Annotated in this window: 10 protein-coding genes; 5 read left to right on the top strand and 5 right to left on the bottom strand. The window is 67.7% G+C overall.

What is annotated here, in order from left to right; all coding sequences use genetic code 11:
- The first annotated feature begins 58 nt into the window (after nt 1-58).
- From pilB to coaE, 4 genes are read left to right on the top strand one after another with little or no spacing between them, the layout of a single operon-like run.
- A complete protein-coding gene (gene pilB, locus JHW41_RS05605) occupies nt 59-1,786 on the top strand; it encodes a type IV-A pilus assembly ATPase PilB (RefSeq protein ID WP_250449290.1) in 1,728 nt (575 codons plus the stop codon).
- Between the two features lie 3 nt (nt 1,787-1,789).
- On the top strand, nt 1,790-3,058 hold the full coding sequence (locus JHW41_RS05600; RefSeq protein ID WP_078998160.1) for a type II secretion system F family protein: 1,269 nt from the start codon (nt 1,790-1,792) through the stop codon (nt 3,056-3,058).
- Between the two features lie 19 nt (nt 3,059-3,077).
- On the top strand, nt 3,078-3,965 hold the full coding sequence (locus JHW41_RS05595; protein ID WP_057948799.1) for a prepilin peptidase: 888 nt from the start codon (nt 3,078-3,080) through the stop codon (nt 3,963-3,965).
- 4 nt (nt 3,966-3,969) lie between these two features.
- Nucleotides 3,970-4,584 (top strand): dephospho-CoA kinase, encoded by a 615-nt coding sequence (gene coaE, locus JHW41_RS05590; protein ID WP_250449289.1) that lies wholly within the window; start codon nt 3,970-3,972, stop codon nt 4,582-4,584.
- 218 nt (nt 4,585-4,802) lie between these two features.
- On the opposite strand, the gene JHW41_RS05585 is transcribed toward coaE, so the two are convergent.
- The 3 genes from JHW41_RS05585 to JHW41_RS05575 all read right to left on the bottom strand — a co-directional run bounded on the left by JHW41_RS05585 (nt 4,803) and on the right by JHW41_RS05575 (nt 9,868).
- A complete protein-coding gene (locus tag JHW41_RS05585) occupies nt 4,803-5,720 on the bottom strand; it encodes a Nudix family hydrolase (protein WP_250449288.1) in 918 nt (305 codons plus the stop codon).
- A gap of 142 nt (nt 5,721-5,862) precedes the next feature.
- Nucleotides 5,863-8,586 carry a preprotein translocase subunit SecA gene (gene secA / locus JHW41_RS05580; RefSeq protein WP_250449287.1) on the bottom strand — a complete coding sequence of 908 codons (2,724 nt, stop codon included), beginning with the start codon at nt 8,584-8,586 and terminating at the stop codon, nt 5,863-5,865.
- Nucleotides 8,587-8,956: 370 nt separating this feature from the next.
- Nucleotides 8,957-9,868: a M23 family metallopeptidase gene (locus JHW41_RS05575; RefSeq protein WP_057948803.1), complete on the bottom strand. Its 912-nt coding sequence runs from the start codon at nt 9,866-9,868 to the stop codon at nt 8,957-8,959.
- 7 nt (nt 9,869-9,875) lie between these two features.
- Between JHW41_RS05575 and JHW41_RS05570 the strand changes: the two genes are divergently transcribed.
- Nucleotides 9,876-10,328, top strand: a complete 453-nt coding sequence (locus JHW41_RS05570; RefSeq protein ID WP_428995461.1) for a DciA family protein — start codon at nt 9,876-9,878, stop codon at nt 10,326-10,328.
- A 328-nt stretch (nt 10,329-10,656) separates the two neighbouring features.
- Here the strand turns inward: JHW41_RS05570 and lpxC are convergent, their stop codons facing one another.
- Entirely contained in the window at nt 10,657-11,568 is a 912-nt protein-coding gene (lpxC, locus tag JHW41_RS05565) for a UDP-3-O-acyl-N-acetylglucosamine deacetylase (RefSeq protein ID WP_057948805.1), read from the bottom strand.
- 376 nt (nt 11,569-11,944) lie between these two features.
- Nucleotides 11,945-13,177, bottom strand: coding sequence for a cell division protein FtsZ (gene ftsZ, locus JHW41_RS05560; RefSeq protein ID WP_078996500.1), 1,233 nt, complete (start codon nt 13,175-13,177; stop codon nt 11,945-11,947).
- Between the last annotated feature and the right edge of the window lie 143 nt (nt 13,178-13,320).

The raw sequence follows: 13,320 nt of genomic DNA, 5'->3' as shown, positions 1-13,320 counted from the left end.
GAACCCTTGGGGAGGGTTTGCGGTAGAGTTTGCAGGGGATAGAAGGGGAATCAGCACCATGTCCGTGGCAACGACAGCCAACCTGGTCGGCATCACCGGCATCGTCCGGCGCTTGGTGCTGGACGGCGCCCTGGAGGACGCGCGGGCCCGCGAAGCCTTGGCCGCGGCGACCAGCGAGCGCAAGCCGATCGCCGCCTATCTCACCGAACACCGGCTGGTCACGCCGAACCAGCTCGCGGCCGCCCACTCGGTCGAGTTCGGCGTGCCGTTGTTCGATCCCAGCGCGATGGATCCGGGCCAGGCGGCCGTGCGCATGATCGGCGAAGACCTGATCCGCAAGCACAACGCCCTGCCGTTGTTCAAACGCGGCAACAAGATCTTCATCGGCCTGTCCGATCCGACCAACACCTCCGCGCTGGACGAGATCAAGTTCCAGACCAACGCCGCGGTCGAGGCGATCCTGGTCGACGAGGACCTGATCCGGCGCACGCTCGACCGCTGGCTGGAGACCTCCGACTCGCTCGGCGACACGGTCGGCGACGGCGAAGGCCTGGAAACGCTGGAAATCGGCAAGGACGACGACCTGTCGACCAAGGGCGACAGCGGCATCGACGCCAAGGGCGACGACACTCCCGTCGTCAAGTTCGTCAACAAGGTGTTGGTCGACGCGATCCGCCGCGGCGCGTCCGACATCCATTTCGAGCCTTACGAAACCGACTACCGCGTGCGCCTGCGCATCGACGGCCTGCTCAAGCAGGTCGCCAAGGTGCCCAACAAGCTGCACTCGCGCATCGCCGCGCGCCTGAAGGTCATGGCGCAGCTGGACATCGCCGAGAAGCGCGTGCCGCAGGACGGCCGCATCAAGCTCAACCTGTCCAAGACCAAGCAGATCGACTTCCGCATGAGCACCTTGCCGACCCTGTTCGGCGAGAAGATCGTGCTGCGTATCCTCGACGGCTCCGCCGCCCGCCTGGGCATCGAGAAGCTCGGCTACGAGGACGACCAGAAGGAGCTGTTCGTCGGCGCGGTGGTCAAGCCCTACGGCATGGTCCTGGTGACCGGCCCGACCGGTTCGGGCAAGACGGTGTCGCTGTACACCGCGCTCAACATCCTCAACGACGAGCAGCGCAACATCTCAACGGTCGAGGACCCGGTCGAAATCCGCGTGCCGGGCATCAACCAGGTGCAGATGAACGTCAAGCGCGGCATGACCTTCGCCGCCGCGCTGCGCAGCTTCCTGCGCCAGGACCCGGACGTGATCATGGTCGGCGAAATCCGCGACCTCGAGACCGCCGAAATCGCGATCAAGGCCGCGCAGACCGGCCACATGGTGCTGTCCACCCTGCACACCAACGACGCCCCGCAGACCATCGCACGCCTCATGAACATGGGCGTGGCGCCGTACAACATCACCTCCTCGGTGACCCTGGTGATCGCCCAGCGACTGGCCCGGCGCCTGCACGACTGCAAGCGCGAAGTGCATCTGCCGGAACATGCGCTGCTGGCCGAAGGCTTCACCCACGAGGAAGTCGCCGCCGGCATCACCCTGTTCGAACCGGTCGGCTGCCCCGACTGCACCGAAGGCTACAAGGGACGTACCGGCATCTACCAGGTCATGCCGATGACCGACGAAATCCAGGCGATCGTGCTCGAAGGCGGCAACGCGATGCAGATCGCCGCCGCCGCGACGAGGTCGGGCGTGCGCGACCTGCGCCGTTCGGCGCTGGTCAAGGTGCTCAACGGCGTCACCAGCCTGGCCGAAATCAACCGCGTAACCAAGGACTAACCCATGTCCGCGACCCGTTCCGCCACTCGCGCCGCCAGCAAGACCGCCCCCCAGGTCCGCCGCGAAAATCCCCTGGCCCTGTTCGTCTGGCAGGGCACCGACAAGCGCGGCATCAAGATGAAGGGCGAGCAGGCGGCCAAGAACGCCAACCTGCTGCGCGCCGAGCTGCGCCGCCAGGGCATCACCCCGACCGTGGTCAAGCCCAAGGCCAAGCCGCTGTTCGGCGCCTCCGGCAAGCGCATCACCGCGACCGACATCGCCATCTTCAGCCGCCAGATCGCGACCATGCTGAAGTCCGGCGTGCCGATCGTGACCTCGCTGGAGATCATCGGCGAGGGCCACAAGAACCCGCGCATGAAGACCCTGCTCAACGCCGTGCGCTCCGATCTGGAAAGCGGCTTGTCGCTGTACGAGGCGATGTCCCGGCATCCGGTGCAGTTCGACGAGCTCTACCGCAACCTGGTCAAGGCCGGCGAATCGGCGGGCGTGCTCGAAACCGTGCTGGACACGGTCGCCACGTACAAGGAAAACATCGAAACCCTCAAGGGCAAGATCAAGAAAGCCTTGTACTACCCGGCCACGGTCATCGCGGTGGCGATCCTGGTCAGCGCGATCCTGCTGGTGTTCGTGGTGCCGCAGTTCAAGGCGACGTTCCAGAGCTTCGGCGCGGATCTGCCGGCCTTCACCTTGATGGTGATCGGCATGAGCGAATTCATGATCCAGTGGTGGTGGGCCGTCCTGCTGCTGGTGGTCGGCGCCGGCGTCGCCTTCGTCATGGCCAAGAACCGCTCGCTGGCGTTCTCCCACTTCATCGACCGGATGATGCTCAAGCTGCCGATCGTGGGCCAGATCCTGCACAACGCGGCCATCGCCCGCTTCGCCCGCACCCTGGCCGTCAGCTTCCGCGCCGGCGTGCCGCTGGTGGAAGCGCTCGATACCGTCGCCGGCGCGACCGGCAACGTCGTCTACGAGAAGGCCGTGCTGCGCATCCGCGACGACGTCTCGGTCGGCTACCAGGTCAACATGGCGATGAAGCAGGTCAACCTGTTCCCGCACATGGTGATCCAGATGACCGCGATCGGCGAAGAGGCCGGCGCGCTCGACACCATGCTGGTCAAGGTCGCGGAGTTCTACGAGCAGGAGGTCAACAACGCCGTCGACGCGCTGTCGAGCCTGCTCGAACCGCTGATCATGATCATCCTGGGCGTCATCGTCGGCGGCATGGTCATCGCGATGTATCTGCCGATCTTCAAGCTGGCCGCCACGATCTGATCGGCGATATCCTGCGCACATGGCATTCCTAGACCAGAACCCCGGCCTCGGGTACCCGCTCGCGGCCGGCCTCGGGCTGCTGCTCGGCAGTTTCTACAACGTCGTCATCCTGCGCCTGCCCAAGCGGCTGGAATGGCAGTGGAAGAAGGACGCGCGCGAAATCCTGGAGTTGCCGGAGGTCTACGACCCGCCGCCGCCCGGGATCGTGGTCGAGCGCTCGCATTGCCCGCACTGCAAGCACCAGCTGGCCTGGTTCGAGAACATTCCGCTGTTCAGCTATCTCGCGCTGCGCGGTCGCTGCCGGCACTGCAAGACGCCGATCTCGATGCAGTACCCGGCGGTCGAGTTCATCACCATGCTGCTGATGGTGGCTTGCGTCGCCCGCTTCGGCTTCGGCTGGCAGGGCTTCGGGGCGATGGTGTTCACCAGCTTCCTGATCATCCTGTCCGGGATCGACCTGCGCACCCAGTACCTGCCCGACAGCCTCACCCTGCCGTTGATGTGGCTGGGCATCGTCGCCGCCAGCGACAACCTGTATTTCCCGGTGAAACCGGCGGTGCTCGGCGCGATCGCCGGCTTCGGCAGCCTGTGGCTGGTCAACTGGATCTACAAGCAGTACCAGGTGGTGGTCAGACGGGTCAAAGATCCGCGCGACGGCATGGGCGGCGGCGATTTCAAGCTGCTCGCCGCGATCGGCGCCTGGGTCGGGCTCAAGGGCGTGCTGCCGACGATCCTGATGTCCTCGCTGGTCGGCGCTGTGATCGGTTCGATCTGGCTGGCGATCAAGGGCCGCGACATGGGCGTGCCGATCCCGTTCGGGCCGTACCTGGCCATCGCCGGCTGGATCGTGTTCTTCTGGGGCGAGAGCCTGCTGCAGGCCTACCTGTCCTACTCCGGACTGCGTTGAGCCCATGGCCGCGTTCTGCGTCGGCGTCACCGGCGGCGTGGCCTCGGGCAAGAGCGAGGTCACCCGGCGTTTCGAAGCGCTGGGCGTAACAGTCGCCGATGCCGACCTCGCCGCGCGCGCCGCGGTCGCGCCCGGCAGCGACGGGCTGGCCGAAGTCGCGGCCGCGTTCGGGCCGCAGGTGCTCGACGCCGACGGCGGCATGGACCGCGCCGCGATGCGGCGCCTGGTGTTCAACGACGACGCCGCGCGCAAGCGCCTGGAATCCATCGTCCACCCGCGCGTGCGGGCCATGCTGCAGGCGCAGTGCGCGCAGGCGCCGGGCGCTTACGCGATCGCGGCGATTCCGCTGCTGGCCGAGGGCGGCCGCGAAGCCTATCCGTGGCTGCAGCGGGTGCTGGTGGTCGACGTGCCGGTCGCCGTGCAGCAAGCGCGGGTCATGCAGCGCGACCGCATCGATGCCGAACTGGCCGCGCGCATGATCGCCGCGCAGGCCACGCGCGAGGCGCGACTGGCGATCGCCGACGATATCGTGGTCAACGACGGGTCGCTGGACGCGCTGCAGGCGCAGGTCGAGGCGCTGGACCGGCGCTATCGGGCGATGGCGGCCGCGGCGGATTGAGCGCGGCGAGCTGAAACACGAGCGTCGGACCTGAAGGCCCTCCCACAAAAGCCGCGGGCTCTGTCGCGACGCGGCGGCAAGGGTTCGGCTGTCGTGGGAGGGCCTTCAGGCCCGACGCTTTCCGATCCGACCCCAGCGCCGGTCCGGACCTTGCGAACAAACAGCGCTTTCGCCGACGGCCTTGCGCGCACCGCTGGCCCGTCCGTGCCGCCTGGTCCTCAACCCGGCCACAAGCTGCGGATCGCCGCCACGCCCTGCGCGCCATGCCGGCGCGCCTCGGCGAGGTCGTCCGGCCCCAGCCCGCCGATCGCATAGATCGGCAGCGACACCGACTCGCGCAGCGCCGCGAACGCTTCCCAGCCGATCCCGAGCACGCTCGGATGGCTCGGCGTCGGCTTGACCGAGCCGACCACGGCGAAGTCGCAGCCCAACGCCTGCGCCGCACGCAGCTCGTCGGCATCGTGGCAGGACGCCGCCAGCGGCAGGCCGGCGGCGAGCGGGCGCTCGCCCAGCTCGCGCAGTTGCGCGGCGCGCAGGTGCAGGCCGAGGCCCAGCTCATGCGCCAGTTCGAGATCGGCATTGACCAGCAGCTCGGCCTTGGCCGCGCGGCAGCGCTTGGCCGCGGCAGCGGCGAGCTGCCGCCACCGCGCGCGGTCGCCGGCGGCCAGCGCCGGCGCGCGCAGTTGCACGCGCCTGACGCCGGCGGCCAGGGCCGTGGACAGGCCCGCCAGCCAGACGCCGTCGTCTTCGGGTTCCGGCGTCACCAGATAACGCTCGGGCTGCTCCAGCGCCGCCACCACCGGACGGTCGGCCGGCGGCATCGCATAGCTGGCCAGTTTGTGCGGCGGCACCCAGGCCAGGGCCTGGCCCTCGCGGCCGCGCGCGCTGCCGCGCCAGGCGCGCACGTGGCGCACGTCCAGCACCAGGCGCTTGTCGGGATAGATCTGCGGCACCCGGATCACCTCGGCGCCGATCTCGGCGTCGATGCCGAGCTCTTCGTGCAGCTCGCGGCTCAGCGCCGCCTCGGGCGTCTCGCCCGGCTCGCGCTTGCCGCCCGGGAATTCCCACAGGCCGGCCAGATCGCGGCCTTCGGTGCGGCGGGTCAGCAGGACCCGGCCGCGCGCGTCGCGGATCACGCCGGCGACGACTTCTATCCGCCGCGACGGGCGATCCGGGGCCGGGGATTCGGCAACAGCGCTCGCGACAGCCGCGGGCGGCTCGGGATCGGCATCGGCGCTCTCGCCGACCCCGAATCCCGAATCCCGGGTCGCGGCCGTATCAGCCCAACTGCCCATGGCAATGCTTGTACTTCTTGCCGCTGCCGCAGGGGCAGGGATCGTTGCGGCCGACATTGGCGAACGCGTCTTCCGCCAGCTGCACCTGCTCGGCTTCCTCGTCGGCGCCGTAGCCGCCGGCGCTGGCGTGCTGGAACTGCATCTGGCGCAGCTGCGACTCGGCCTGGGCGCGCTCCTGCTGTTCCAGCGCGGCGATCTCTTCCTCGCTCTGGATGCGCACGCGCGCCAGGATCGTCACCACCTCGCGCTTGACCTTGTCGAGCATCTCCGAGAACAGCTCGAAGGCTTCCTTCTTGTATTCCTGCTTGGGCTGCTTCTGCGCGTAGCCGCGCAGGTGGATGCCCTGGCGCAGGTAGTCCATGCGCGCCAGGTGCTCCTTCCAGTTCTGGTCGAGCACGTTGAGCATGATGTGCTTTTCCAGCATGCGCATGGTCTCGGTGCCGAGCTGCTGCTCGCGCGCGGCGAAATGGCCGTCCACCGCCTCCTGCACCTGGCGCGCGACGCCTTCGGCGTCGAGCTCCTCGGCCTTGGCCGCGGTCTCCACCAGCGGCACCTGCACGCCGAACTCGGACGCCAGCACAGCCTGCAGGCCCGGCAGGTCCCACTGCTCGTCGACCGAATCGGCCGGCACGTGGCGCTGCACCAGCTCGGCGACCACGTCGCCGCGGATGCCGTCGACGTTCTCCTGCACGCTCTCGGCTTCCAGCAACTCGTCGCGCTGGCCGTAGATGACCTTGCGCTGGTCGTTGTTGACGTCGTCGAAGTCGAGCAGGTTCTTGCGGATGTCGAAGTTGTGGGCCTCGACCTTGCGCTGCGCGTTGGCGATCTGCTTGGTCACCAGCGGGCTTTCGATGATGTCGTCTTCCTTCAGGCCCATGCGCGCCATCACCTTCTGCACCCAGTCGGCGGCGAAGATGCGCATCAGGTTGTCTTCCAGCGACAGGTAGAAGCGCGAGGAACCCGGGTCGCCCTGGCGGCCGGCGCGGCCGCGCAGCTGGTTGTCGATGCGGCGCGATTCGTGGCGCTCGGTGCCGATGATGTGCAGGCCGCCGGAGGCCTTGACCGCGTCGTGGCGCTGCTGCCACTCGCCCTTCAAACGCTTGTGGGTGACCTCGTCGACCGGCTCGCCGTTGTTCTGCGCGGCAAGGTCGGCCAGCTCGGACTCCAGCGAGCCGCCGAGCACGATGTCGGTGCCGCGGCCGGCCATGTTCGTGGCGATGGTGATCGCGCCCGGCCGTCCGGCCTGGGCGATGATGTTGGCCTCGCGCTCGTGCTGCTTGGCGTTGAGCACTTCGTGGTGCACGCCGGCGGCCTTGAGCTGCTGGCTCAGCATTTCCGACACTTCGATCGACGTGGTGCCGACCAGCACCGGCTGGCCGCGCTCGTGCGCCGACTGGATCTCGGCCAGCACCGCGCGGTACTTGCCGTTGCGGTTGAGGAACACCTGGTCGGAGTGGTCCTTGCGCTGGGCCGGACGGTTGGTCGGGATCACGATCACTTCCAGACCGTAGATGCTCTGGAACTCGTAGGCCTCGGTGTCCGCCGTGCCGGTCATGCCGGCCAGCTTCTTGTACATGCGGAACAGGTTCTGGAAGGTGATGCTCGCCAGGGTCTGGTTCTCGCGCTGGACCGGCACGCCTTCCTTCGCTTCGACCGCCTGGTGCAGGCCGTCGGACCAGCGCCGGCCCGGCAGGGTGCGGCCGGTGAATTCGTCGACGATCACCACCTCGCCGTCGCGCACGATGTAGTCCACGTCGCGCTGGTAGATCGCATGCGCGCGCAGCGCCGCGTTGAGGTGATGCACGACCGAGATGTTCTGGCCGGCGTACAGCGAATCTTCGTCGCCGATGATGCCGGCCTTGCGCAGCAGGTCCTCGGCGTGTTCCTGGCCGGCCTCGGACAGGTGCACCTGCTTGCCCTTCTCGTCGACCCAGAAATCGCCGTCGCCGTCTTCCTTCTCCTGGCGGGTCAGCGAGGGGACGATGCGGTTGACCTTGATGTACAGCTCCGGCGACTCGTCGGCCGGGCCGGAAATGATCAGCGGCGTGCGCGCCTCGTCGATCAGGATCGAGTCGACTTCGTCGACGATCGCGTAATGCAGGCCGCGCTGGAAGCGGTCATCCTTCGACAGCGCCATGTTGTCGCGCAGGTAGTCGAAGCCGAATTCGTTGTTGGTGCCGTAGGTGATGTCGGCGGCGTAGGCAGCGTGCTTGTCGGCGTGGTTCATGCCCGGGTAGACCACGCCCACGCTCAGGCCGAGCCAGTTGTAGAGCTTGCCCATCCAGGCCGAGTCGCGCCGGGCCAGGTAGTCGTTGACGGTGACCACGTGGGTGCCCTTGCCTTCCAGGGCGTTGAGGTAGACCGGCAGCGTGCCGACCAGGGTCTTGCCTTCGCCGGTGCGCATCTCGGCGATCTTGCCCAGGTGCAGGACCATGCCGCCGATCATCTGCACGTCGTAGTGGCGCATGCCCAGCACGCGCCGGGACGCTTCGCGGCAAACCGCGAACGCTTCCGGCAGCAGCTTGTCGAGCGGCTCGCCTTCGGCGATGCGCTTCTGGAACTCCGGCGTCTTGGCCTGCAGCTGCGCGTCGGAGAGCTTCTCCATCTCCGGCTCGAGCGCGTTGATCTTGACGACGGATCGTTGCAGTTGGCGCAGCAGGCGATCGTTGCGGCTGCCGAAAACGCGGGTAAGCAAGCTGTTGAGCATGACGGGTCCGTGTAAAGCGAAACGGGGTTGCGCGGGCGGGACGTGTTAAGAACGCGTTGCCGCCGGCAAGTTCCCCAGGAATCCAGCAGACCGGCCGCCCCTTGCGTCCGCGCCCCGTTTCGGGGCCCTGAAACGCGATCGGGGGCGCCATGCGCCCCCGATCGGATCGAGCCTGGTCTTTGGCCACACGCATTCTAGCGTGGGGGGCGACCTGAACGGTATCAAGGGGGAAAAGCGACGGCGGAATGTGGGACTTTGCCCAATTCCACGGTTCGTGGGTCAGTCCTCAGCGGCGACTTGCGCGTCCGGCCGGCCGCGGAGCGGCCGGCGTTCGGCAGGCCGCGAGCCAGTGGCTCGCGAGCGGCCTGCCTCACCCCCGCAAAGGCGACTGCTGGTTGAGGAACTTGATCGGGTTGACCACCCGGCCGTTCTCCCACACCTCGAAATGCACATGGGCGCCGGTGGAACGGCCGCTGGAACCGGCCTTGGCGACTTCCTGGCCGGCCCGGACCAGCTCGCCGACCTTCATCAGCAGACGCGAGTTGTGCGCGTAGCGGGTCACGTAGCCGTTGCCGTGGTCGATCTCGACCACGTTGCCGTAGCCCGAGCGCACGCCCGAGTAGCTGACCACGCCGTCGGCCACCGCCAGCACCGGATCGCCGACATCGGCTTCGAAATCGATGCCCTTGTGGAACGCGGCGCCGCCGTTGAACGGGTCGGCGCGGCCGCCGAAGCCGGAGGTGATGTAGCTGTTGGCGATCGGCGCGCGCGAGGGCACCGCGTTCATGTCGATCTGGCGGTTGAACAGCAGCGACTCCAGCACCGTCAGCTGCTCGCCGGAGGCCTTGAACTGCTGCTTGAGCTGGTCCATGCCGGTGTCGAGCTCGGGCTTGGACATGTCGCGGACCGGGCCGGCGCCGCCGACGCCGACCGGCTTGTTGAAGTCGAATTCGCCGTCCTGGAGCTGGCCGATGCGGGTCAGGCGCTCGCCCAGGGCGTTGAGGCGGTTGGCCTCGGCCTGCAGCTCGCCCATGCGCGCGGCCAGGGCGTTGATCTCGCGTTGCGCGTCGCGGCGGGTCGCGACGATCTGGGTCTGCTGCTGCGCCAGTTCGGCGCGTAGCATGCGGTTGTCGGCGATGCCGGCGCCGGCGCCGACGCAAACGCCGGTGCCCAGCAGCAGCGCGATCGCCAGTGCGGGACGGCGGGCGCCGGCCCGGCCGCACTGCTGGAAGAAATGCCCCAGCCGTTCGCGCGTGTGCTCTACGATGGATTGATAGGTCATGAGTCCGATGTCTGATTCCAAGCCCAAAAGGCCGCCCTCGCGCCGCCCTTCCACTCCACGCATCGCTCTGGACGCGTTGATGGAGGACACCGCCGGCAACCCGATCAAGCGAGCCCTGTGGCTCGACGATCTGGACCTTCGGTTACGCCCCTACCTGCCGCCTTCGCTCGCCGCGCACGCGCGGCTGGCCAACTTCGAACGCGGCAGGCTCGTGTATGTCGTCGATGCTCCGGTGTGGCGCGCCAAATTGCGGCTGGCCGCACCGGAAATGCTCGACGCAGCCCGGTCCGTCGGGCTGAAAGCGGCCGAACTCGTCGTCAAGACGACGATCCCGCAGCCGGCGGCAGCACCGGTGCGACAGGCCAAACCCCTGCCGGCCGCGACGCAGAAAGCGCTGCAGGCCGCGTTGGATTCGCTGCGCGGCCCCGATGGTTCCAAGGGCCGCGACGACGCCAACTGACTGCTCGGTGCGGTTCGCGCGGGGGCGTTCCGATAGGGGCCGAGAGCCGGGTCGGGGCATCCTACTGGCCCGATCCCCGGGGGTTGTTAAACGATCGGAAGCATTCCGGAAAAGTTTCGTTAGAAATACGTTAACCCGTCACGTCGCGTTCACGAGTGTGATCTGGTTAACGTTCCTGACTTTTTCGGGTCGGCGTCATGGGCCGAGGGTGACGCGCGTTCAGCTTGAAACGCGGGATGAAGCCGAGAAGTGAGCGTGGAGGAGTGAGGAGTGAGCGGGGCGGCTTTCGCTCACTCCTCACTCCTCCACGCTCACTCCTAGCGAAGCGTCAGGCGAACGCGGCCTCGCCGCCGTACGCGACCGGGCCTGCCTCGGTCTCCGGATAGCTCACCAGCTCCCACGACGAGCGCTCGGCCAGCAGCGCGCGCACCAGCTTGTTGTTGAGCGCGTGGCCGGACTTGTAGCCCTCGTAGGCGCCGATGATGGCGTGGCCGGCCAGGTACAGGTCGCCGACCGCGTCGAGGATCTTGTGGCGGACGAACTCGTCGGCGTAGCGCAGGCCGTCGTCGTTGAGCACGCGGAATTCGTCGAGCACGATCGCGTTGTCCATCGAGCCGCCGAGGCCGAGGTTGCGCTCGCGCATGTATTCCAGGTCGCGCATGAAGCCGAAGGTGCGGGCCCGGCTGACTTCGCGGATGTAGTTCTGGGTCGAGAACTCGACCTGCGCGCGCGACTGCGAGGCCGGGATGGCCGGGTGGTCGAACACCACGGTGAAGCCCAGGCGGAAACCGTCGAACGGTTCGAAGCGAGCGATCTTGTCGCCGTCGCGCACTTCCACCGGGTGCTTGATGCGGATGAAACGCTTGGGCGCGTCCTGCTCGGCGATGCCGGCGGACTGCAGCAGGAACACGAACGGACCGGCCGAGCCGTCCATGATCGGCACTTCCGGCGCGGACAGTTCGACATAGCAATTGTCGATGCCCAGCCCGGCCATCGCCGAGAGCAGGTGCTCCACGGTCATGACCTTGCCGGCGCCGTAGGTCAGGCCGGTGCACAGCGTGGTCTCGGTGACCAGATCGGCGCGCGCGGGCATCTCCACCACCGGATCGAGATCGGTGCGGCGGAACACGATGCCGGTGTCGACCGGCGCCGGGCGCAAGGTCAGGAAGACCTTTTCGCCGCTGTGCAGGCCCACGCCGGTGGCGCGGATGACGGTCTTGAGGGTGCGCTGGCGCGACATGGGAATGGGGCTTTCCGCGAAAACGGGTTGGATTCTTATGGCGATCGGCCCGCGCGGCCGAAGCGGCTCGCAGGGGCGGAATAGCTGATTGGGGTCGCTATCAAACCGCGCAAGGTTAGCACGCGGGTTCCTGAACCTGAACGGAAAGGACACACTGTCCCGCCGTTGTCAACAGCGCGATTCAAACTGACCGGTCGGCCCGCTTTCCGGGCCGACCGGCCCAAAGGCCCCGACGCCTGAGCGCCGGGGCAAGGTGCCCTGGGGACCGGGGACGAGTCCGGTCCGGGGATGGAGCAGGAGCGAGCGCGGAGAAGCGAAGAGTGAGCGAAAGCGTCGCTTTACTCTCTTCTCACTCCTCTACGCTCGCTTCTCGCCTTCAGTCCGCCTGGCGGCGCAGGAACGCCGGGATGTCCAGGTAGCTGTTGTCGCTGCCGAAGTCCGCGACCGCCGGGCCGGTCGGCTCCTGGCGGGCGTTGCCGCGCAGGTTGCCGCCGAAGCTCGGCATCGGCGCGTGGCCGACATCGTCCATCGCCGAGAACTCGGGCTGGCCGGTGGTCGCGTTGCGCACCAGCTGGATCGGCGCGCGCTGCGCTTCGCGCTCGAAGCCGTGGCTGCTGCCATGGCCGCGCACCGACTGCTTGGCGGCGACGCGGTTGAGGCCGGTGGCGACCACGGTGACCTTGACCTCGTCCTGCATGTCCGGGTCGAGCACGGTGCCGATGACCACGGTCGCGTCTTCGGAAGCGAAGTTCTCGATGGTGCGGCCGACTTCGTCGAACTCGGCCATGGTGAAGTCCGGGCCGGCGGTGATGTTGACCAGGATGCCGTTGGCGCCGGCCAGGTTGACGTCGTCGAGCAGCGGGTTCTGGATCGCCGATTCGGCCGCGGCCTGGGCGCGGTCGTCGCCGCGCGCGGCGCCGGTGCCCATCATCGCCAGGCCCATCTCGCTCATGACCGTGCGCACGTCGGCGAAGTCGACGTTGATCAGGCCCGGACGCACGATCAGGTCGGCGATGCCCTGCACGGCGCCGAGCAGCACGTCGTTGGCGGCGCGGAAGGCCTGGATCATGGTCGCGTTGCGGCCGAGCACGGTGATCAGCTTCTCGTTCGGGATGGTGATCAGCGAGTCGCAGTGGTGGCTCAGTTCCTCGATGCCCTTGAGCGCCACCTGCATGCGGCGGCGGCCCTCGAACGGGAACGGCTTGGTGACCACGGCGACGGTCAGGATGCCCATCTCCTTGGCCAGCTGCGCGACCACCGGCGCGGCGCCGGTGCCGGTGCCGCCGCCCATGCCGGCGGTGATGAACACCATGTCGGCGCCGGTCAGCGCGTCCATGATGCGCTCGCGGTCTTCCAGCGCAGCTTGACGGCCGACTTCCGGATTCGCGCCCGCGCCCAGGCCCTTGGTGACGTTGCTGCCGAGCTGCAGCTGCAGCTTGGCGCCGCAGTTCTTGATCGCCTGCGCGTCAGTGTTGGCGGTGATGAACTCCACGCCGTCGACGTTGCCGCTGACCATGTGCGCCACGGCGTTGCCGCCGCCGCCGCCCACGCCGACGACCTTGATGACCGCGTTCGGGGCCATTTTTTCAACCAGTTCGAAATGTGCCATGTCCTCGTCCTCTTTGAGCCGGGATCTGGGATGGGGACTGCGGGATTCGCAACATGCGATCCGACCCTCCATCACCTTCCCGGCGTTTATGGTTTTTATGTTGAACAACTAAACGACGTACCGCTTCGTTACGACTTCCCTGT

Source organism: Lysobacter enzymogenes (assembly GCF_023617245.1).
In the GTDB taxonomy this organism is placed as follows: Bacteria; Pseudomonadota; Gammaproteobacteria; order Xanthomonadales; family Xanthomonadaceae; genus Lysobacter; species Lysobacter yananisis.
The sequence above is the reverse complement of the archived record's forward strand: the minus strand, read 5'-3'. Positions and strand labels throughout refer to the sequence as shown.

What these genes read in the sequence shown, in the direction of transcription:
- JHW41_RS05575 (WP_057948803.1), bottom strand. Translation starts at nt 9,868, where the DNA reads ATGACCTATCAATCCATCGTAGAGCACACGCGCGAACGGCTGGGGCAT.
- lpxC (WP_057948805.1), bottom strand. Translation starts at nt 11,568, where the DNA reads ATGTCGCGCCAGCGCACCCTCAAGACCGTCATCCGCGCCACCGGCGTG.
- ftsZ (WP_078996500.1), bottom strand. Translation starts at nt 13,177, where the DNA reads ATGGCACATTTCGAACTGGTTGAAAAAATGGCCCCGAACGCGGTCATC.
- JHW41_RS05600 (WP_078998160.1), top strand. Translation starts at nt 1,790, where the DNA reads ATGTCCGCGACCCGTTCCGCCACTCGCGCCGCCAGCAAGACCGCCCCC.
- JHW41_RS05595 (WP_057948799.1), top strand. Translation starts at nt 3,078, where the DNA reads ATGGCATTCCTAGACCAGAACCCCGGCCTCGGGTACCCGCTCGCGGCC.
- JHW41_RS05570 (WP_428995461.1), top strand. Translation starts at nt 9,876, where the DNA reads ATGTCTGATTCCAAGCCCAAAAGGCCGCCCTCGCGCCGCCCTTCCACT.
- secA (WP_250449287.1), bottom strand. Translation starts at nt 8,586, where the DNA reads ATGCTCAACAGCTTGCTTACCCGCGTTTTCGGCAGCCGCAACGATCGC.
- pilB (WP_250449290.1), top strand. Translation starts at nt 59, where the DNA reads ATGTCCGTGGCAACGACAGCCAACCTGGTCGGCATCACCGGCATCGTC.
- coaE (WP_250449289.1), top strand. Translation starts at nt 3,970, where the DNA reads ATGGCCGCGTTCTGCGTCGGCGTCACCGGCGGCGTGGCCTCGGGCAAG.